This window comes from Ruegeria atlantica (assembly GCF_013033965.1).
GTDB lineage: Bacteria > Pseudomonadota > Alphaproteobacteria > Rhodobacterales > Rhodobacteraceae > Ruegeria > Ruegeria atlantica_D.
Map to the genome: position 1 here is coordinate 95,643 of NZ_WQFE01000014.1, position 18,419 is coordinate 114,061.

The following is an 18,419-nucleotide window of genomic DNA, read 5'->3' on the forward strand; positions in this document are numbered from 1 at the left end:
TTCGGGGTTCGGTTTCAGACGCGACTCGGCATGCCATCTCGGCCGGTCACGCGATCAGAAGCGCCGTTTACGCAAGTTCGGTCATACTGGCAAGGGGGTTTGGACCAGAATCTGCGCTTTTTGCAGCCTGATCAGGCACCGGGGCGACACGCGCCGCCCCGGTGCATTGGTTTAATGTTCGAATTTGCGGATTTCGCCGCTCTTCAGTCGTGATGCGTAGGAAGCCAGTTCTTCCCGCACCACCTTCATCAGGAAGTACAGCGCAAAGACGTTCACGACAGCCATCGCAAAGATCGCCGCATCAGAGAAGTCGATGACCGGACCAAGGTTGGCCGCGGCCCCGATGACAACGAAGATGCAGAAGATGACCTTGAACACCAGCTCTTTGGTGTGGCCTTCGCCGAACAGATAGGTCCAGGCCTTGAGGCCGTAATAGGACCAGCTGATCATGGTTGAGAAGGCAAACAAGACCACTGCAATCGCCAGCACATACGGGAACCAGTTGAACGCACTGCCAAAGGCGGCAGAAGTCAGGCTGACGCCCGAGTTACCATCGACCGTAGCGATCGCATTGCCTGCCTCGTTCAACATGTATTTGCCTGTTTCCGGATCAACGATCAGCTGCTGCGTGATGATGATCACCAGCGCTGTCATCGTACAGATCACGACTGTGTCGATGAACGGCTCAAGCAGCGAGACGAACCCTTCGGTGATCGGCTCTTTGGTCCGAACTGCAGAGTGCGCAATCGCCGCAGAACCAACGCCAGCTTCGTTCGAGAACGCTGCGCGACGGAAGCCCTGAATCAGCGCGCCGACCATACCGCCCGCGACACCAAGGCCGGTGAAGGCACCTGCGAAGATTTGACCGAAGGCCCAACCGATTTGATCTGCGTTCATTATGATGATCACCAGCGCCGCAGCGACATACATGACACCCATGAACGGCACGACCTTTTCAGTCACCCGTGCGATGGATTTCAGTCCTCCCACGATCACTGCAAACACGATGCCTGCAAAGACCAGACCGGTGATCCAGCCGGGATAATCTCCGGTGATACCAGCAATCTGCTGGTGCGCCTGATTGGCCTGGAACATATTGCCCCCGCCCAACGCGCCCAGAATACAGAAGATCGAAAACAGCACGGCCAGGATCTTGCCACCCGGCAAGCCCAGTTCATCAAATCCTTTGGACATATAGTACATCGGACCACCCGAAACGGTGCCGTCTTCGTATTCGTTCCTGTACTTCACGCCCAGCGTACATTCGGTGAATTTCGACGCCATGCCCAGCAGGCCCGCTACGATCATCCAGAACGTTGCGCCCGGTCCGCCAATACCGACAGCCACCGCCACACCGGCGATATTGCCCAGACCGACCGTACCCGACAGGGCCGTGGCCAGAGCCTGAAAGTGGCTGACCTCACCCGCATCGTTGGGATCCGAATAGTCACCTTTTACAAGGCTGATTGCGTGGCCAAAGAACCGAAGCTGCACAAAGGCAAAATACAGCGTAAATACTGTCGCCGCGACGACCAACCAGCCCACGATCCACGGAAAACCGGTTCCCGGAAAAGGCGCAAAGATAAAGCTGACAAATGGCCCGGTGAAATCGGCGAATGCCTGATTGATCTTGTCGTCCAGCCCGGGTGCCTCTTGCGCCATCGCAGGAGCGGCCAACAAGGCAGCAATTGCCGCCAGCCAGAGATGTTTAAACATAGTCATTCTCATCCCTCCCCTCAGTTCACAACAGTGACTGGCACATCGGCGTGCATGACCAGATTCTGGGTCGAGCTGCCAAACAAGCGTTTCTTGAACCCATCGGCCGAGGCGCGCCCGACGATGATCTGCGTGCCGCCATTTTCGACGGTTATCGCGTTCAGAGTTTCGGCCACATCGCCATGACGCACGATACCGTGCACTGTGTAACCATCTGCAGTGAGGGCCTCGACGGCCGGGGTAACAATCCGGTTCGTCGCGAGCTCGACTTCTTCTTCACGCCGCTTGTGCCGCAACGCGTTCTCCTCAGGGGTTTGAAAAGTGAATGGGGACCATTCGATGACATAAACAACCAGAAGTTCACACGTGCCAATTCGGCTCGCCAGATCTTTGGCAAAGGCGATGGCGCGTTCTCCGGTTTCTGTCCCGTCCAGTCCAATGACAATTTTCGTTGTCATGACGTTCCTCCAATAATTTTTGTTATGCCGGGACCCGTGCCCCCGGCAGGGCAGCCGGAACCTGGAACTTATTAAGTGGACCGCCCATGCGCCCGAGTATCCCGGAAAAACCCTCAAAAACAGAGAGTTATCTTCCGAACACAACCGTTATTTCAGTATCTTATTGAAATTAATATACTTTTTCTGCCTAAAATTTAGGCGTATCGGTTTGATACCAGCTTTTCACGGCCCGGCATCGCAACTGTTACCCGGGATCAGTGTTGTAGATCAGCCGTTCATCGCAAGGCGCGATACGCAAAATATTGGTCGTTCCCGGGACGTTGAAAGGCACACCGGCAGTCACTACGATTTGATCGGCTTCGGATGCGAACCCTCCGGCACGGGCCGCACGGGCCGCGTTAACGACAGCGCCTTTAAACCGCTCCAACTCGGGCGTCATCACGCAATGACATCCCCAGCTCAGGCACAGGCGTCGCGCGGTTCCTGTGGCGGGCGTCATCGCAATAATCGGAACACCGGGACGTTCCCGCGCCGTCAGCAGAGCGGTGGTGCCACTTTGGGTAAAACAGCAGATTGCCTTGATATCTGTTTTTTCTGCAATCTCACGCGCGGCGGCCACAATACCGTCCGCAATCGTCGTTCCCTTCGCAGTCCGGGACGCCGCTATGATCTGCGTATAGGTCGGGTCAGCCTCGACCTCGATAGCGACCTTGTTCATCGTTTGCACGGCCTCGATCGGATAGGAACCGGCAGCCGATTCCGCGCTGAGCATGATTGCATCCGTGCCTTCGTAGATTGCCGTTGCCACGTCCGAAACTTCGGCCCGCGTGGGCATCGGGCTTTCGATCATACTCTCCAGCATCTGAGTCGCCACGATTACTGGCTTTGCCGCCCCACGGCATTTGCGCACCAGCCGTTTCTGGATCGGGGGCACGGCCGAAACCGGAAGCTCGACCCCCAGATCACCGCGCGCGACCATGATCCCATCAGAGGCATCGAGAATATCGTCGAATGCCTCAACCGCAGCAGGCTTTTCGATCTTGGACAGTATCGACGCACGGCCGTCGGCCAGCGCGCGCGCCTCGAACACGTCCTTGGCACGCTGCACAAAGCTCAGCGCCAGCCAATCCACGCCCAGCTGGCAGACAAATTCCAGATCGTCGCGGTCCTTTGCCGACAAAGCGGCCAACGGCAGCACCACGTCAGGAACATTTACACCTTTGCGGTTCGAAATAGTCCCGCCGACTTCAACTGTGCAATTGGCAAAATCCTGGCTGCAGTCCTGTACGGTTAGGCGAATCTTCCCATCGTTGACAAGCAGGCGCGCGCCCGGCTCCAACGCAGCAAAAATCTCGGGATGCGGCAGGCAAACGCGATTTATGTCACCCGGCGCAGGGTCCAGATCCAAACGGAACGCGGCACCTTCTTCAAGTTCCTCTGCATCGTTGGCGAACACCCCGACACGTAGCTTGGGCCCCTGAAGATCGGCCAGAATGGCAATCGGACTATCCAGATCCTTTTCCACCTGCCGAATGATCCGGTGGCGTTCGCGGATCTCATCGTGGCTGCCATGGCTCATGTTCAGGCGGAAAACATCTGCACCAGCCTCATGCAGGGCGCGGATCATGTCATAGTCATTCGACGCCGGTCCCAGCGTCGCCACGATTTTCACATTTCTCAGGCGTCGCATTGGTCTGGCTCTCCTATCGTCATTTCTTGATTCTGCACAAATGTTACCGCAAACATTACTCAGCCCGCTTATTGCGCAATTCCCTTTTCAAAGCAACTGCCCTACACCTGCGTCAAACTAGATGACAGGCTTATGACGTATTCCCCGTTTTTTATCCATGGCGCGGATCGGCCCTCGCGCTGGCTGATCACATGCGACCACGCGACCAACACCGTTCCGCCCGAAATCAATGGTGGCGACCTTGGCCTGCCGCGCGAGGATATGGAACGCCACATCGCTTATGACGTCGGTGCCTATGAGGTATCCAAACATCTGGGCGAGCTTTTGAATGCACCCGTAATCGCGGCCAATTTTTCCCGCCTGGTTATAGACCCGAACCGCGGCGAAGATGACCCGACCTTGTTGATGAAGCTCTACGACGGCTCGATCATTCCTGGCAACCGCCATGCAGACGCGGCAGAACGCGAGCGGCGGTTGAACATGTGCTATCGCCCCTATCATGACGCACTGGCGCAGATGGCCGCGTTGCCGCATGCGGTGATTATCTCGATGCATTCGTTCACCCGCCAATTGCGGGGTCGTGATCCGCGCCCCTGGCATATCGGGGTTTTACATACTCCTGACGAACGGTTCTCGCGCCCTTTGATCAACCGCCTTGAGGCCGAGTGCGACCTTTGCGTGGGCATCAACGAACCCTACACCGGCGTGCTGCCCGGTGATGCGATCGACAAACACTGCACCAGCTTTGGCCGTCCCAACGCGCTGATCGAACTGCGCAATGACCTGATCGCCGACAGCGCCGGACAGCGGGAGTGGGCCGAGCGGCTGGCTCCAATCCTTCAAGACGCATTGGACGAAAGCGGCTTGTGACATAAGGTCTTACGGGACCGATTCAAATCCTCACGTTATTGTGAGCACCCTCCGCAATCCCCATATATTGGCGGAAAGGAGGCCACTATGACTCAGGAATTTCTGACAGCTGTTTTTGGTTGGATGGCCGTGCTCAACATCGCGATTCTTCTGTTCACCACAGTGATGATCTTGTTGTTGCAGGACTGGATTGCAGGCATACACGGCAGAATGTTCCAGATGGAGCGCCCCGCAGTGAACCGAGCGTATTTTCGGTATCTGGCCAACTACAAGATTTTGACGCTGATCTTCTGCATTACCCCTTGGCTGGCGTTGAAACTGGCCTGATACGCTGTTTGTTGAAACATCGTCCTTGGGCCGCTAGGTCACATACAGCACGAATTCCTGTCATCCGGAGCCAAACCATGGACAAGCAAACCGAAATCGAACTTCAGGCCGCCGCATTCCGCCGGTTACAGAAACACCTGATGGAAGACCGCACTGATGTGCAAAATATCGACATGATGAACCTGGCCGGGTTCTGCCGCAACTGCCTGTCCCGCTGGTATCAGGAAGCCGCCAACGAAAAAGGCATCGAGATGGGCAAGGACGAAGCCCGTCAGATTTTCTATGGCATGACCATGGATGAGTGGAAAACCAACTTCCAGACCGACGCCAGCCCCGAGAAACAGGCTGCTTTCAAGGTCGCTTTCGAAGAGAACGTCGGCAACAAAAGCTAACTCCTCTTTGTAATAGCCCGCCAAATCCCAAGCCTTCCACCAGAAGTGTTGCGGATCAAATGCCAGCAGTTGCGCGAAAGGCAACACCTTAACGTCAGGTTCGAGCCCTTAGCGACGGTGCATTCGCGTGGATCATTGAGTTTGCCCAATGCTATACTCTGACAAACGAGAGCGTACATGAGTGTAATAGATGAAGCTTACGCTGGATTGGAATTGTGTCATCGAAGTTGAGGAGAATCGGCCTCAAGCAGAAAATGTTACTGAACTGATCAAGTTCCACCGATTGGGGCACTTCGAAGTAGCGCTTCTTGCGGCGTCGGCGTCCGAAAACACCAAATCGAAGCGCTTTCCCGGAAACGCCAACGTTTTTAAGGAAAGGATTTCAGCACTTGGATGGCAAGATTTACCTCTCGTTCCTATGCCCGGCATCTTTGGTCTAAGCTATTGGGGTTTCAGTTACATCGTTGGGGACGGTGAGAAATTCGAGCGTGATAGGGACGCAATATGGCGTGTCATTGCACCTTTGGTTCCGCGAAAACCTGCAGACCACTTGCCTGATGGAAAACTGATGACAGACGATGCAATTCAGTCAGAAGAATTGTCAAAGTGGCGGAACACTTGGTGTGATGTAATTTCTGCATATTCGCACATTCAACAAGGCCGGGATGTTTTTGTTACCAATAACACCAAGGATTTTCAGAAGAATGCTAGCGAGCTTGCCAAACTTGGGATGAAGCACATTTCTACACCCGCAGAAGCCCTCGCGATAGTAGAGCGAATACGAACCGATTAGAGTAATCTGGCGTCTGCTTTGCCCGCACAGCCGACGCTTCAAAAAAACACCCTGACAGATTTAGATTTCTGCGAGGGTGTTTTGACTTTGCATCTCTTCTGGTAAGTGATTTGCCAAGCTTAGCGAGCCTTTTTCTTTAGACTGCAGCTTTGCGGCTTTCGTCCAGATAAATCTCGCGCAACCGTTTCGCGATTGGGCCGGGCGTTCCGTCACCCAATGTCACTCCGTCGATTTCGACCACCGGCATCACAAAGGCGCTGGCCGAGGTGGTGAAGGCCTCATCCGCCTCTTTCGCCTCGTCGATAGTGAACAGGCGCTCCTCGACTTCCATCTGCGCCTCGGCGGCCATGCGCAGGACGGCTTTGCGGGTGATGCCGTGCAGAATGTCGTTCGATAGCGGGCGGGTGACAATCTTGCCGTCTTTGACGAAGTAAGCATTGTTGCTCGTGCCTTCGGTCACATAACCGTCTTCAACCAGCCACGCATCGTCACAACCTGCTTTCTTGGCCATCATCTTGCCCATCGACGGGTAGAGCAGCTGTACGGTCTTAATGTCGCGACGACCCCAGCGGATATCCTCGATCGAGATGATCTTGGCGCCCTTCTTGGCAGCGGGACTATCGGCCAGACCTGGCTTGTTCTGGGTGAACAGCACGAGGCTGGGCTTGGTATCCGCCGACGGGAAAACGAAATCCCGGTCGCCATCCGAACCACGGCTGACCTGTAGATAGACCAGCCCTTCTTCGATGCCGTTCAGCTCTACCAGCTTGCGGTGAATCTCCAGCAATTCTTCTTTGGTGCAGGGCTCGGCCATTTCAAGCTCATCCAAAGACCTCTTTAGGCGGACGGCGTGGCCTTCAAAATCGATCAGTTTGCCATCCAGAACACTGGTGACTTCGTAGACGGCGTCTGCAAACAGAAAGCCGCGGTCAAAGATGGACACCTTGGCCTCGGTCTCGGGCAGGTATTCGCCATTAACGTAAACGGTGCGGGTCATGTGTTGTCTCCTCAGCCCCAGAGGTCCGCTTTGGGCGGGTGAACTCCGGCGTCATCAAAAATCAGCGGGTTGTCGCGGTCTTCGGCCAACAGCAGTGGCCCGTCAAGGTCTGTCACCATCGCACCTTGCGCCAACAGTGTCGCAGGTGCCATGGCCAGAGAGCTGCCGACCATACATCCGACCATCACACGATAGCCCTCGGCCAATGCCTGCTCGCGCAGAGCCAGCGCCTCGGTCAGGCCGCCCGTCTTGTCGAGTTTTATATTGACCACGTCATACTTGCCCTTGAGGCCGGGAAGGCTGGTGCGGTCATGGCAGGACTCATCGGCACATACCGGCACAGGGCGCTCCATTCCGATCAGGGCGTCATCCTCACCTGCAGGCAAAGGCTGCTCGACCAAGGCGACACCCAGACGCACCAGATGTGGCGCCAGGTCCGCGTAAACAGCGGCGGACCAGCCTTCGTTTGCATCGACGATGATCGTGGCATCTGGTGCACCTGCGCGCACGGCCTCCAGCCGGGGCATGTCATCCGGCGTTCCCAGCTTGATCTTCAACAAGGGTCGATGCGCGTTGGCGGCAGCCTGTGCCTGCATCTTTTCCGGTGTATCAAGCGACAGTGTATATGCGGTGATCTCTGGTCCCGGAACCGGCAGCCCCGCCAATTCCCAGGCGCGCTTTCCGGCGCGTTTGGCTTCCAGATCCCAAAGGGCGCAGTCCACCGCATTCCGCGCCGCGCCTGCAGGCAAAAGATCCATCAGGCTGTCGCGGGTAAATTCAGCAGGCAAAGCTGCGATCTCGGCCTCGACCGAATCCAGCGTTTCATCGTATCGGGCATAGGGTACGCATTCGCCCCATCCTTGATAGGTTCCGTCAGAAACCCGAACCGTTAGCACCTTGGCCTCGGTCCGAGACCCGCGCGAGATCGTGAAGACCTGCGCCAGCCGAAACACGTCACGAGAGACTTCTACCTGCACGCGCCCGCTCCTTCATCTTTTTCAAGTTGCTTTCGCCGAAGGCGGACAACCCCGCCTCCGACGTGCCGCTTAGATCACAGTGCGGCCAGCGCATCCACCAGTTTACCCGAGCCAAAGCGGAACGGATCGGTCGCAGGCAGACCCATTTCGGCCTCAACCTTGGCCAGATAGGCGGTGGCGTCCTCTTCGGACATATGCTGGGTGTTGACCGAAACCCCTACAACCTGACACTCCGGATTCGCGACCTTTGCCAGTGCCAAGGCTGTATCACGCAGCGCTTCCAGCGTCGGCAGCTGATAGGTCGGCAGCCCGCGCATATGCTCTCGGGTCGGCTCGTGGCTCAGGATCAGCGCATCGGGCTGGCCGCCGTGGATCAGCGCCATGGTCACGCCGGAATAGGACACGTGGAACAGCGACCCCTGCCCTTCGATCAGATCCCAGTGATCGTCATCATTGTCAGGCGTCAACCATTCGACCGAACCCGCCATGAAATCCGCGATGACCGCGTCCAACGGCACGCCGTCCCCGGTGATCAGGATGCCGGTCTGACCGGTTGCCCGGAAGGTCGACTTCATACCGCGCTGGCGCATTTCGGCATCCATCGCCATCGCCGTGTACATTTTGCCGACCGAGCAATCGGTCCCAACAGCCAGACAGCGCTTGCCCTTGCGCTTAATGCCGTTTGCAATCGGATACTCCACCGAAGGAACACGCACATCGTGCAGCTTGCGGCCGGTGGCTTCGGCAACAGCAACCAGATCAGGTTCGTCGCTCAGCAGGTTATGCAAGCCCGAGGCAAGGTCAAAGCCTTCCTCCAGCGCCATGACCAGAACCTTCTTCCATTCCTGGCTGATCACGCCGCCACGGTTGGCAACGCCGATGACCAGCGTCTTGGCACCGGCCTCTTTCGCCTCGGTCAGGGACATGTCGGTCAGGCCCAGATCGGCCTTGCATCCGTCCATACGATACTGGCCGACGGCATTTTCAGGACGCCAGTCCTTGATGCCAACTGCCACTTTGGCCGCCAATTGGTCGGGCGCATCGCCCAAAAACAGCAGGTACGGTGTCTCGATCATTGCGGTAAACTCCTCTGATTCCGACGCAGACTAGGGGACGATTTCAACGAGTGTTTCGCGTTTTCGTCTGGCAACGCCCCGCCACACGGGAAATTTTTGCGCCTCATTCGAGTAAGGCGCACGAATCTTTCAAGTTTTCAAAGCGATTAAACTTTAATCGCTGTTTTACTCCTGTATCGCAGCAATTGCTGCGATTGCATTGCCGCAGCTGCACAAAGATGCTTGCTATGGCTTGCGCAATTTAATACCCCATGAGGCAAGAAAATCGTAATTTCCTTTCTCGCACGAGGTCCAGATGAGCTTTCGCATCCAACCCGCCGCCCCCGCGCGCCCCAACCGTTGTCAGTTGTTCGGACCGGGATCAAACACCAAGCTGTTCCCGAAAATGGCCGCGTCAGCCGCAGACGTGATCAACCTCGACCTCGAGGACTCGGTCGCCCCATCGGACAAAGACGTCGCACGTGCGAACGTCATCGAAGCACTGAACACAGTCGATTGGGGCAACAAGTACATGTCCGTGCGTATCAACGGTCTGGACACGCCCTATTGGTACCGCGATGTGGTCGATCTGATGGAGCAGGCCGGCGACCGTCTGGATCAAATCATGATCCCCAAGGTCGGCTGCGCCGAGGACGTCTACGCCGTGGACGCACTAGTCACTGCCATTGAGCGCGCCAAGGGTCGCACCAAACCGGTCAGCTTTGAGGTCATCATCGAATCCGCCGCCGGTATCGCCCATGTCGAAGCAATCGCGGCCTCGTCCCCGCGGATGCAGGCGATGAGCCTGGGTGCCGCAGATTTTGCGGCCTCGATGGGGATGCAAACCACCGGCATCGGCGGTACGCAGGAAAACTACTATATGCTGCGTGAAGGCGAAAAACACTGGTCCGACCCATGGCACTGGGCACAGGCAGCCATTGTCGCCGCCTGTCGCACACACGGCATTCTGCCCGTGGACGGACCGTTCGGCGATTTCTCGGACGACGAAGGGTATATCGCACAAGCCAAGCGCTCGGCGACGCTGGGTATGGTCGGGAAATGGGCGATCCACCCCAAACAGATCGCGTTGGCCAATCAGGTCTTTACCCCTTCAGACGAAGCTGTGTCCGAAGCGCGCGAGATTCTGGCCGCGATGGAGCAGGCCAAAGCTAATGGCGAAGGCGCAACCGTTTACAAAGGGCGTCTGGTCGACATCGCGTCAATCAAACAGGCCGAAGTGATCGTTGCGCAGGCCGAATTAATTGCGGCTGGAAGCTAGGAGAAACGGGCGCTCGAAAAGAGCGCCCACCACCATTCCCTATTTGCGACCGAACACGTCGTTGGGCACCCATTTCAGCTTTTCGCCGCTCTTGCCCCATTTCATCATCAGGCAGGCGGTGCTGTATTTCTGAAAGTACACCATCTTCAGTTCATACCACCCGGCCTGTGGAACCTCGACTTCGGACCGCACGTTGGACCGACAGGGCTGTCGCCCCGTGGTGCCGCTAACCTGATGACCACCGATAATGGTTTCGACACCATCATTAGACCAGGTCTCAAGTTCGTAAACACCGGGCGCATCAAAGCGAATATAGCCCGAGATGTCTGCCGCGACGTTGTAGTGCTCGGGGTGCGTCAGAACCGGATCACCTTTACGGGTGTCCCGATAGTCCAGTCCTCTGAGCGGTTTACCTGGTTCGGCGCCGCTTTGGAGCAGAGATTTTGCCGACGTCACGGACTGTATTCCGGCCGGTGGCGCTCCGCCCCACGCATATTTGACATTCAACCCCGACTTAAGCCCTGACGGCTGCGGGTTCGCAGGCTCAAGTTTCAGCGGCTCCGACAAGGCCGCGCCCGCGGTCACCGCCAGCGTAGTTGCCAGCGCTCCGATCCGAACAATATTCATAGTCTTCTCCCTGTGTGCGGCCTTTTTTGGTTTATCCCCTTTTGGCCTTTGAAAAGACACTAGGCTGTGAAAATTCGCCCTGCAAGCCGGTTCAAGATCACAATTCCGGCCTCAGGCGCGCATGTCCTTGGGGGAATCCATCACCACATAGGACGTAATCGATGTCACATGCGGCAGTGTTCCCAGAACTTCGGTGTGGAAGGTCTTGTACGACGGTAAGTCCGCACACTCCAAGCGCAGCAGGTATTCGATGGTACCCGTGATATTGTGGCATTCGACCACTTCAGGTGCTCTCTGTAATGCCCGTTCGAACCCTTCTTGTGCCGCTTTGGTATGTTCACCCAGCCCAACACCAATATAGGCGACGAAGCCAACGCCCAACGCGGACGGGTTCAAAATTGCGCGGTAGCCCGCGATCACACCCGAACGCTCCAGCTCCTGCACGCGACGGAGGCAGGCGGAAGGCGACAGCCCGACCCGGTCCGCCAAATCCAGGTTGCTGATGCGGCCGTCTTGGGACAGCTCTCGCAATATTTGCTGGTTAATGTGATCAATTTTCGCCATTGATTGCGATACTAACGAGATCACGCATTAAAACGCAATTTCATTTGTTCGGTTTGCAGCAATTATTCGGCGCATGACTTACGACATCCTTCTGGCCCTGATCGCCTTTGCCTTTGTCTCATCCATAACACCGGGTCCAAACAATCTTATGCTTATGGCGTCCGGGGCAAATTTTGGATTTCGTAGAAGCATCCCGCATATGCTTGGCATAGGGCTGGGATTTACGTTCATGGTACTGCTGGTCGGTACTGGCTTGGTGCAGCTGTTTGACCGTTACCCGGTCAGCTACGCAATCCTTAAAATCGCCTCAGTCGTATACTTGCTCTATCTCGCTTGGAAAATCGCGCATGCCGCGCCAGCAAAGGACGCGGACGCAACAGGCACACCGATGACCTTCCTGCAGGCTGCCGCGTTTCAATGGGTCAACCCCAAGGCCTGGGCCATGGCCCTGACGGCCACCACCGCCTACACACCGGATCAGACCCTTTATGCCATTTGCATTGTTGCGTTGGTGTTTGGCGCAGTGAACCTGCCATCAGTCAGCACCTGGACCCTTTTGGGGCAACAGATGGCGCGAATTCTGACAAACCCGCGCCGGTTGGTGGTTTTCAACTGGACAATGGCGGTTCTGCTGGTTGCCTCACTCTACCCCGTCCTTTGGCCAAACTGAGCTATTTCAGCGGTAGGCAGATTTCTGTCAGCAAATCCTCGGGAGCCGTATCGCGGGGATTGTTGAGGTAGATCTCAAAACAAGGCTGATCTGCGGGTTCTTCACCCGATGTGGGCAACCAGTTGCCAAACAGACTGTGGTAAGCGGCGCGGATACCCGAATATGGACCCTTGTAGGTTAATACGGCGGTTTTACCCCCAGAAAGCTCCAGGCTCTCCATTCCTTCGGGTGTTGTGTCACCACAAAACGCGGCTCCGGCATAGCTGCGCAACTGATCCTCGGGTGTGTCGTCCGGGCTGTCCAGATAAACACCAAGGACCGGGCCGACCTGCGGCCACAACTGACGGGATTCACAAAGAGCGCTGAACGCCTCGAAACTTTTGCCAATCTGGGCATAGTCACCCTTATGCGGCAGGGCAATGACGCGGCGGGCGGGCTCGATGCGGGTGATAACGGGGTGCATGGGATAATCTCCGGTTCTGAAACGTGGATTGGCCGGCAGAAACTGCCCCGCTTTTCGAAAAGCGGCTGGGCTGCTGCCATAGGCCTCTGAAAAGGCCCGCGCAAAAGATTTCAGGTTGGGGTAGCCAATATCGGTTGCGATCCGGGTCACTGGCATATCCGACATCACCAACCAGCTTGCGGCCCGGTGCAGCCGTACACGGCGCACCGCTTGGGCACATGTCTCTCCGGTGATGGCGCGAAACACGCGATGCCAGTGAAATCGCGACATCGCGGCGACATCGGCCAGTGCATCCAGCGATAGGTCGCCATCCGGGTTGTCATGGATATGGGCCAACACGCGCAGAACGCGATCTTCATAGCTGGTTGCCATCGGCATCCTTCCTTCTCTTTGCTCATCCGTAGTCGCATAATCTTCGGCCACAAATCTTGCTGAATTCACGTCGGAATATGCACGAAAAGAGTGTTACAATTGGCGAACAAATCCCGCGACCAATGGAAAACTCCACATGTGAATTGAGGTTTGATATGTTCAATCCATCCCTTCCGCTCCGCCGTATCGTTTCCGCAATCGTCCTTGCCGCATTGCCGACTTTCGCTCAGGCCGATGACATCCAGACACAAGCCATGATTGCCGAACGTGTCAGCCAGCATAACCCAACAGCAGAAGCTTACATAAAGGATCGCCCAATCCTGGGTTGGCAGCTGACCAGCGATGACTTTGACGCAATCCCCGAGACGATCCGCGAGAACCTCGGGTCGGTTGATGGCACCAGCTACGATCAGGCCTATCTGACCGAGAACACCGGCTCGATCATCGCTTTGCAATTCCGCAAGGATGGCCCGGATTTCTATATCATTGGCAAAAGCACATTTGACGAAGCCTATGAGCTTGTTCCGCTAGACGACGTTGCAGCCAAAAATGCGCGGCTGATCGAGCGGCTGGAAATGGCCCCTGCGGTCAAGGCGATGTTCGAGGACAAAACACCCGGCATGGTCGGCGCGCTAAAGACGACACCGGTTGAAATGCTGCGCGTGTCCCATCTGGGATATGCTACAAACGAAGCTTTGACCATTCAGGCCCCATGGGGCGAACAAACCAAACCAGAAGGGGCAGACGCATTTCTGGTCTGGGACAGTGGTGAAAACCAATACTACATGGTGAACTCAGACGATAACGGCCTGCCGTCCAGCTATGTACCCGCAAAGTGACCAAAACAGGCACGGCCTCGAACCGGGGCCCGCTTTACCTTGTGTTGCATTCCTCTGACAGCAAGTTCATATAGCAATGAACTTCCGCGTTGAGAGGCGTCATGACCCAGTATCTGGATTTCGAAAAACCCCTGGCCGAGATCGAAGGCAAGGCCGAGGAGTTGCGCGCGCTGGCCCGTGCCAACGAAGAGATGGACGTGGCCGAAGAAGCCGCTGCGCTTGACGCCAAGGCTGCCAAGCTGCTGGACGAGCTTTACGGTGACCTCACTCCGTGGCGGAAATGTCAGGTCGCGCGCCACCCTGAACGCCCCCATTGCCAGGATTACGTGGCCGAGCTGTTTACCGAGTTCACGCCGCTGGCAGGTGATCGCAACTTTGCCGACGATCTGGCTGTGATCGGCGGTCTGGCCCGTTTCGACGACCAGCCCGTCATGGTGATCGGGCACGAAAAGGGCTCGGACACCAAATCGCGGATTGAACGGAATTTCGGCATGGCCCGCCCCGAGGGGTATCGCAAAGCCGTACGCTTGATGGAAATGGCCGGACGTTTCGGCCTGCCCGTCATCACCCTAATCGACACCGCCGGTGCGTATCCGGGCAAAGGTGCCGAAGAACGCGGCCAGTCCGAGGCCATCGCACGTTCGACCGAGATGTGCCTGAAGATCGGAGTCCCTTTGGTGTCCGTGATCATCGGCGAAGGTGGCTCTGGCGGCGCGGTGGCGTTTGCCACGGCAAACCGCGTCGCGATGCTGGAGCATTCGGTCTATTCAGTGATCTCGCCCGAAGGCTGTGCGTCGATCCTGTGGAAGGATTCAGAAAAGATGCGTGAAGCTGCCGAAGCGTTGCGTCTGACGGCTCAGGACCTGCAAAAACTGGGTGTCTGTGATCACATCATCACCGAACCCAAGGGGGGCGCGCATCGCGACCGTACTGCAGCGGTCGAGTCCGTTCGGGGCGCCATTGCCGCCATGCTGAAAGAGCTGGAAGGCAAGGATGCGGCGGCCCTGATCAAGGACCGCCGCCAGAAATTCCTGGATATCGGCTCAAAAGGGCTGGCGGCGTAACCCGTCAGCCGCCCAACTGGCGCAACAAAGCCGCCGAAGGCTCTCCGGTCACAGCCAATCCATTGGCCCGCTGATATGCGCCGATGGCGGATTTTGTGTTGTTGCCAATGACCCCGTCCGCGCCTTGCGTGTCATATCCTGCCGAGGTCAGTCGACGCTGCAGTTCCTTGCGATCCTCAAGCGTCAGCCCGGTCTCATCAGGACCGAACGAGGCTTGAAACGGCGCGCCACCGGCGATCCGGTCCGACAAATGCCCGACACCGATCGCGTAACTGTCCGAGTTATTGTAACGCTTGATCACTTGGAAATTGCGGAACACTGCGATACGCGGCCCCGGTGTTTGTGGTTGCAACACCGCGACAGGTGTGCCCGATACCGTGCCCGCCTCGCCGCCCCAAGGCTGTCCGCGCACCCAACCGGCGCGCGCCAGATAAGCGGCGGTCGAGGCCAAAGAATCCGTAGGGTCCTCGGACCAGATGTCCCGACGACCATCACCGGTGAAGTCCACCGCATAGGCCAGGTAGGAGGTCGGGATAAACTGTGTGTGCCCCATCGCTCCGGCCCAGCTGCCGGTCATGTTTGCGGGCGTCGTATCGCCCTCTTGAATGATCTTCAGGGCGGCAATCAATTGCTTTTCGAAAAACGCGCCGCGACGCCCGTCATAGGCCAGGGTCGACACTGTCGACACCACCGGCACATCCCCCCTGCGCGACCCATACCGGCTTTCCAAACCCCAGACGGCAACGATGACCTCTTTGTCGACGCCGTACTTTGCCTCGATCGCGGATAGGGTTCCGGCATGACGTACCAGCATCTGCTTACCGGTTGCGATCCGTTCATCCGACGCCGCTATCGCCAGGTAGTCTTCGAGAGAGCGTTTGAACTCGACCTGATTGCGGTCCCGCTCGATCACGTCCGGCAGGTAGCCGGTCCCCTGAAAGGCACGGTTGATAGTGGTCTGAGAAATACCTTGCGAGGCCGCGCGGGACTTAAACCCGGCAACCCAGGCGTCATACCCCGCATTGGGAACAGCCCGCATCCGCGTTGCCGGCGCGCTGGTTGGCGTGCCGCCGGAACAGGCGGCCAGAAAGGTTGACCCGAGTCCAACTGAGAATAGGCGTCGATTGATCATGTCTGAAATCTGCTCTTGTTGTGATTTGGGTCAGCGTATCGCAGACCAAGTGCGCAAGCTAGTTCTGCGGCGCCAGACAAAGGCAACCTGAACGCTTCGGCAACAAGCCGCTTAGCTAACCAGCATACGCAGCCCTTGCGTCACATCTGAACGCACGGCCAGCCGCAGTCCCGGTTCATCCCCCGCCTTCAACGCGGCGATGATCAGCTTGTGGTAGTGTGGCGGCTCTGTCCGCCGCAGCCGCCCATAAAGCGCGCGCATCGTCGGCCCCAGTTGAAGCCATACCGTTTCCACAATAGCCAGCATCGCCGGGGCCTGCGCGCGCAAATACAATGTGCGGTGGAATTCAAGGTTTGAACGGATATAGCCGACGGCATCGCGTTTCGTGACCATTTCCGCGACGGTCATGTTAATGCTCTGCAACCGGTCGATCAGCGCCATATGAGCACGGGGCAACGCACGGCTGGCCAGCTCAACCTCTAACAGCGCACGCAGGGCTGCCAACTCTTCGATACGGTCGTTAGTAAGCTCGGGTGTGGACACACGGCCCGACGAAGACAGAAACAGCGCCCCTTCGGCCACCAGCCGTCGCACCGCTTCGCGCGCAGGCGTCATCGAGACATCGAACTCCTTGCCGATCCCGCGCAAGGTCAACGCCTGCCCGGGCGCCATCTCGCCATGCATGATACGTGCACGCAGGGCACGATAGACAAGATCATGAGCAGCGGGCTGGGTGTCGGTTGGGCGAGCGCTTAACATAACCCCATGTGATCACAAATTGCCCCATGGTCAACTCGTCACGGTATCAAATCTGTACTGATGAAGCTGCGCCCCGTTGTCGCGCAGCCAGCGCCTTTGGGCATTGCAGTCACCAAACAGGCGCTCGACCTGCGACCAAAACGCCTGCGAGTGGTTCATTTCCACCAGATGCGCGACCTCATGTGCGGCGACGTAATGTAGAATATCCGATGGGGCGAGGATCAGACGCCAGGAAAACATCAGACCACCGGCCGAACTGCACGATCCCCACCGGGATCGCGTATCGCGCAAGGTCAGGCTGGAATAAGGCCGACCCAGTATTGCAGCGTAATCGTCGCAAGCCCCGGTGAGGCGATCCCGCGCCAGTTCTTTGAGAAATCGTGCCAATCGCCGGGCTTCGGCTCCTTCAGGGACTGCTATCTCAGCGCCACGCAGAAGGACACGCCGACCCGCTACAGGTACGATTCGTCTGTCCTTGCCTTCTATAGGGATTGATTGCCCGAATCCCATGGTTGATGGGCTGGGCCGATCCTCAAGATGTTGACGGATCCAGTCTTCCTTAACCTTGGCAAAATTCAATGCCTCAGATTCAGCGACACCATTGGGATAGGTTAGTGTAACCCGCCCATCCAATTGAGAAATCCGCAAGCTGATGCGCCGTGCCCTGGCCGATTTGCGCAGCGTCAGCGGCACCGGCGGTTTTCCGGGCAATGCGTGGTCCCCCATATGCCTGTTTCTCCTGCTCAAAGGCTTTGACAGTGCCCGCTGCATGTGGCACGTGACCTGAATCATTATTACGACTCACCTGATATCAAGGGGATTTGACATGCCCAAGGAAGAATGGGGCGTAAAGCGTGTTTGCCCGACCACCGGAAAGCGCTTTTACGACCTGAACAAGGACCCGATCATCAGCCCCTACACTGGCGAGATCGTGGAGCTTGAAACCGGCAAAAGCCGGATGATCGCCGCGGACGCGGAAGATGCCGCATCGGCAAAAGCACGCGAAAATGCGTCGGAAGAGGATCTGGTTCTCGACGATGACGACAATGTCGACGTCGAGTTGGACGACGATCTGCTGGACGATGATGACGACAGCAATGATGACGTTTCGCTGGACGAAATCACCGATATGCCGTCGGAAGACGACAGTTAAAACCGGTCCGGGGCGGCCCCTGAGCCGCCTCAAACCACCCTCGAACGCGAGACAGAAACTTTTCCGCAGATTCCATTTTTGGACTTGCACTCAGTGCCGCTGTCTCATAAACGTCCGTCCACCGCAGCCGCGGTACCATGATGGGGCCTTAGCTCAGTTGGGAGAGCGCTTGCATGGCATGCAAGAGGTCAGGGGTTCGACTCCCCTAGGCTCCACCAAATT

The 18,419-nt window shown here is 57.2% G+C and carries 21 protein-coding genes and 1 tRNA gene; 10 read left to right on the top strand and 12 right to left on the bottom strand.

Annotation, left to right across the window (positions count from 1 at the left end; genetic code table 11):
- Window positions 1–171 precede the first annotated feature (171 nt).
- From GOW16_RS20560 to pyk, 3 genes are all read right to left on the bottom strand, one after another.
- The gene (locus GOW16_RS20560; protein ID WP_438826279.1) at window positions 172–1,716 is read right to left on the bottom strand and encodes an alanine/glycine:cation symporter family protein; all 1,545 of its coding nucleotides are present in this window, start codon (window positions 1,714–1,716) and stop codon (window positions 172–174) included.
- 20 nt (window positions 1,717–1,736) lie between these two features.
- On the bottom strand, window positions 1,737–2,174 hold the full coding sequence (locus GOW16_RS20565; RefSeq protein WP_170419137.1) for a universal stress protein: 438 nt from the start codon (window positions 2,172–2,174) through the stop codon (window positions 1,737–1,739).
- A gap of 244 nt (window positions 2,175–2,418) precedes the next feature.
- Window positions 2,419–3,864: a pyruvate kinase gene (gene pyk, locus GOW16_RS20570; RefSeq protein ID WP_170419139.1), complete on the bottom strand. Its 1,446-nt coding sequence runs from the start codon at window positions 3,862–3,864 to the stop codon at window positions 2,419–2,421.
- Window positions 3,865–3,996: 132 nt separating this feature from the next.
- Here pyk and GOW16_RS20575 point away from each other — a divergent pair, with 132 nt between their 5' ends.
- The 4 genes from GOW16_RS20575 (at window position 3,997) to GOW16_RS20590 (ending at window position 6,246) form a co-directional block, all read left to right on the top strand.
- Window positions 3,997–4,734, top strand: coding sequence for an N-formylglutamate amidohydrolase (locus GOW16_RS20575; protein ID WP_170419141.1), 738 nt, complete (start codon window positions 3,997–3,999; stop codon window positions 4,732–4,734).
- 87 nt (window positions 4,735–4,821) lie between these two features.
- Window positions 4,822–5,061 carry a DUF6868 family protein gene (locus GOW16_RS20580; protein WP_170419143.1) on the top strand — a complete coding sequence of 80 codons (240 nt, stop codon included), beginning with the start codon at window positions 4,822–4,824 and terminating at the stop codon, window positions 5,059–5,061.
- Window positions 5,062–5,138: 77 nt separating this feature from the next.
- Entirely contained in the window at window positions 5,139–5,453 is a 315-nt protein-coding gene (locus GOW16_RS20585) for a DUF1244 domain-containing protein (RefSeq protein ID WP_170419145.1), read from the top strand.
- A gap of 190 nt (window positions 5,454–5,643) precedes the next feature.
- Window positions 5,644–6,246 carry a hypothetical protein gene (locus GOW16_RS20590; protein WP_170419147.1) on the top strand — a complete coding sequence of 201 codons (603 nt, stop codon included), beginning with the start codon at window positions 5,644–5,646 and terminating at the stop codon, window positions 6,244–6,246.
- A gap of 136 nt (window positions 6,247–6,382) precedes the next feature.
- Here the strand turns inward: GOW16_RS20590 and GOW16_RS20595 are convergent, their stop codons facing one another.
- The 3 genes from GOW16_RS20595 to dgcN all read right to left on the bottom strand — a co-directional run bounded on the left by GOW16_RS20595 (window position 6,383) and on the right by dgcN (window position 9,296).
- Window positions 6,383–7,243: a D-amino-acid transaminase gene (locus tag GOW16_RS20595; protein WP_170419149.1), complete on the bottom strand. Its 861-nt coding sequence runs from the start codon at window positions 7,241–7,243 to the stop codon at window positions 6,383–6,385.
- A gap of 11 nt (window positions 7,244–7,254) precedes the next feature.
- Window positions 7,255–8,220 carry an N-acetyl-D-Glu racemase DgcA gene (gene dgcA, locus GOW16_RS20600; protein ID WP_170419151.1) on the bottom strand — a complete coding sequence of 322 codons (966 nt, stop codon included), beginning with the start codon at window positions 8,218–8,220 and terminating at the stop codon, window positions 7,255–7,257.
- 74 nt (window positions 8,221–8,294) lie between these two features.
- Window positions 8,295–9,296, bottom strand: coding sequence for an N-acetyltransferase DgcN (gene dgcN / locus GOW16_RS20605; protein ID WP_170419153.1), 1,002 nt, complete (start codon window positions 9,294–9,296; stop codon window positions 8,295–8,297).
- Window positions 9,297–9,591: 295 nt separating this feature from the next.
- On the opposite strand from dgcN, the gene GOW16_RS20610 reads away from it, so the two are divergent.
- Window positions 9,592–10,554, top strand: coding sequence for an L-malyl-CoA/beta-methylmalyl-CoA lyase (locus GOW16_RS20610; protein ID WP_170419155.1), 963 nt, complete (start codon window positions 9,592–9,594; stop codon window positions 10,552–10,554).
- A gap of 39 nt (window positions 10,555–10,593) precedes the next feature.
- On the opposite strand, the gene GOW16_RS20615 is transcribed toward GOW16_RS20610, so the two are convergent.
- Together GOW16_RS20615 and GOW16_RS20620 are read right to left on the bottom strand one after the other, a co-directional pair.
- Window positions 10,594–11,181 carry a PA14 domain-containing protein gene (locus tag GOW16_RS20615; RefSeq protein WP_170419157.1) on the bottom strand — a complete coding sequence of 196 codons (588 nt, stop codon included), beginning with the start codon at window positions 11,179–11,181 and terminating at the stop codon, window positions 10,594–10,596.
- Window positions 11,182–11,292: 111 nt separating this feature from the next.
- A complete protein-coding gene (locus tag GOW16_RS20620; RefSeq protein WP_170419159.1) occupies window positions 11,293–11,745 on the bottom strand; it encodes an Lrp/AsnC family transcriptional regulator in 453 nt (150 codons plus the stop codon).
- A 73-nt stretch (window positions 11,746–11,818) separates the two neighbouring features.
- Between GOW16_RS20620 and GOW16_RS20625 the strand changes: the two genes are divergently transcribed.
- Window positions 11,819–12,415: a LysE family translocator gene (locus tag GOW16_RS20625; protein ID WP_170419162.1), complete on the top strand. Its 597-nt coding sequence runs from the start codon at window positions 11,819–11,821 to the stop codon at window positions 12,413–12,415.
- A gap of 1 nt (window position 12,416) precedes the next feature.
- Here the strand turns inward: GOW16_RS20625 and GOW16_RS20630 are convergent, their stop codons facing one another.
- On the bottom strand, window positions 12,417–13,250 hold the full coding sequence (locus GOW16_RS20630) for an AraC family transcriptional regulator (RefSeq protein WP_170419164.1): 834 nt from the start codon (window positions 13,248–13,250) through the stop codon (window positions 12,417–12,419).
- A 155-nt stretch (window positions 13,251–13,405) separates the two neighbouring features.
- Here GOW16_RS20630 and GOW16_RS20635 point away from each other — a divergent pair, with 155 nt between their 5' ends.
- Both GOW16_RS20635 and GOW16_RS20640 read left to right on the top strand, forming a co-directional pair.
- The gene (locus GOW16_RS20635) at window positions 13,406–14,089 is read left to right on the top strand and encodes a hypothetical protein (RefSeq protein ID WP_170419166.1); all 684 of its coding nucleotides are present in this window, start codon (window positions 13,406–13,408) and stop codon (window positions 14,087–14,089) included.
- Between the two features lie 101 nt (window positions 14,090–14,190).
- Window positions 14,191–15,153 carry an acetyl-CoA carboxylase carboxyltransferase subunit alpha gene (locus tag GOW16_RS20640; RefSeq protein ID WP_170419168.1) on the top strand — a complete coding sequence of 321 codons (963 nt, stop codon included), beginning with the start codon at window positions 14,191–14,193 and terminating at the stop codon, window positions 15,151–15,153.
- A 4-nt stretch (window positions 15,154–15,157) separates the two neighbouring features.
- Here GOW16_RS20640 and GOW16_RS20645 read toward each other — a convergent pair whose 3' ends face one another.
- The 3 genes from GOW16_RS20645 to GOW16_RS20655 form a co-directional block, all read right to left on the bottom strand.
- Complete coding sequence (locus GOW16_RS20645; protein ID WP_170419171.1) at window positions 15,158–16,285, bottom strand: lytic murein transglycosylase; 1,128 nt, start codon at window positions 16,283–16,285, stop codon at window positions 15,158–15,160.
- A gap of 111 nt (window positions 16,286–16,396) precedes the next feature.
- The gene (locus GOW16_RS20650) at window positions 16,397–17,044 is read right to left on the bottom strand and encodes a GntR family transcriptional regulator (protein ID WP_170419173.1); all 648 of its coding nucleotides are present in this window, start codon (window positions 17,042–17,044) and stop codon (window positions 16,397–16,399) included.
- A gap of 30 nt (window positions 17,045–17,074) precedes the next feature.
- Window positions 17,075–17,770 (bottom strand): M48 family metallopeptidase, encoded by a 696-nt coding sequence (locus tag GOW16_RS20655; protein ID WP_170419175.1) that lies wholly within the window; start codon window positions 17,768–17,770, stop codon window positions 17,075–17,077.
- Window positions 17,771–17,870: 100 nt separating this feature from the next.
- Between GOW16_RS20655 and GOW16_RS20660 the strand changes: the two genes are divergently transcribed.
- Window positions 17,871–18,197, top strand: a complete 327-nt coding sequence (locus GOW16_RS20660; protein WP_170419177.1) for a TIGR02300 family protein — start codon at window positions 17,871–17,873, stop codon at window positions 18,195–18,197.
- A 142-nt stretch (window positions 18,198–18,339) separates the two neighbouring features.
- A tRNA-Ala gene (locus tag GOW16_RS20665) sits at window positions 18,340–18,415 on the top strand.
- The last annotated feature ends 4 nt before the right edge of the window (window positions 18,416–18,419 follow it).

What these genes read in the sequence shown, in the direction of transcription:
- GOW16_RS20560 (WP_438826279.1), bottom strand. Translation starts at nt 1,716, where the DNA reads ATGTTTAAACATCTCTGGCTGGCGGCAATTGCTGCCTTGTTGGCCGCT.
- GOW16_RS20565 (WP_170419137.1), bottom strand. Translation starts at nt 2,174, where the DNA reads ATGACAACGAAAATTGTCATTGGACTGGACGGGACAGAAACCGGAGAA.
- pyk (WP_170419139.1), bottom strand. Translation starts at nt 3,864, where the DNA reads ATGCGACGCCTGAGAAATGTGAAAATCGTGGCGACGCTGGGACCGGCG.
- GOW16_RS20575 (WP_170419141.1), top strand. Translation starts at nt 3,997, where the DNA reads ATGACGTATTCCCCGTTTTTTATCCATGGCGCGGATCGGCCCTCGCGC.
- GOW16_RS20580 (WP_170419143.1), top strand. Translation starts at nt 4,822, where the DNA reads ATGACTCAGGAATTTCTGACAGCTGTTTTTGGTTGGATGGCCGTGCTC.
- GOW16_RS20585 (WP_170419145.1), top strand. Translation starts at nt 5,139, where the DNA reads ATGGACAAGCAAACCGAAATCGAACTTCAGGCCGCCGCATTCCGCCGG.
- GOW16_RS20590 (WP_170419147.1), top strand. Translation starts at nt 5,644, where the DNA reads ATGAAGCTTACGCTGGATTGGAATTGTGTCATCGAAGTTGAGGAGAAT.
- GOW16_RS20595 (WP_170419149.1), bottom strand. Translation starts at nt 7,243, where the DNA reads ATGACCCGCACCGTTTACGTTAATGGCGAATACCTGCCCGAGACCGAG.
- dgcN (WP_170419153.1), bottom strand. Translation starts at nt 9,296, where the DNA reads ATGATCGAGACACCGTACCTGCTGTTTTTGGGCGATGCGCCCGACCAA.
- GOW16_RS20610 (WP_170419155.1), top strand. Translation starts at nt 9,592, where the DNA reads ATGAGCTTTCGCATCCAACCCGCCGCCCCCGCGCGCCCCAACCGTTGT.
- GOW16_RS20615 (WP_170419157.1), bottom strand. Translation starts at nt 11,181, where the DNA reads ATGAATATTGTTCGGATCGGAGCGCTGGCAACTACGCTGGCGGTGACC.
- GOW16_RS20620 (WP_170419159.1), bottom strand. Translation starts at nt 11,745, where the DNA reads ATGGCGAAAATTGATCACATTAACCAGCAAATATTGCGAGAGCTGTCC.
- GOW16_RS20625 (WP_170419162.1), top strand. Translation starts at nt 11,819, where the DNA reads ATGACTTACGACATCCTTCTGGCCCTGATCGCCTTTGCCTTTGTCTCA.
- GOW16_RS20630 (WP_170419164.1), bottom strand. Translation starts at nt 13,250, where the DNA reads ATGGCAACCAGCTATGAAGATCGCGTTCTGCGCGTGTTGGCCCATATC.
- GOW16_RS20635 (WP_170419166.1), top strand. Translation starts at nt 13,406, where the DNA reads ATGTTCAATCCATCCCTTCCGCTCCGCCGTATCGTTTCCGCAATCGTC.
- GOW16_RS20640 (WP_170419168.1), top strand. Translation starts at nt 14,191, where the DNA reads ATGACCCAGTATCTGGATTTCGAAAAACCCCTGGCCGAGATCGAAGGC.
- GOW16_RS20645 (WP_170419171.1), bottom strand. Translation starts at nt 16,285, where the DNA reads ATGATCAATCGACGCCTATTCTCAGTTGGACTCGGGTCAACCTTTCTG.
- GOW16_RS20650 (WP_170419173.1), bottom strand. Translation starts at nt 17,044, where the DNA reads ATGTTAAGCGCTCGCCCAACCGACACCCAGCCCGCTGCTCATGATCTT.
- GOW16_RS20655 (WP_170419175.1), bottom strand. Translation starts at nt 17,770, where the DNA reads ATGGGGGACCACGCATTGCCCGGAAAACCGCCGGTGCCGCTGACGCTG.
- GOW16_RS20660 (WP_170419177.1), top strand. Translation starts at nt 17,871, where the DNA reads ATGCCCAAGGAAGAATGGGGCGTAAAGCGTGTTTGCCCGACCACCGGA.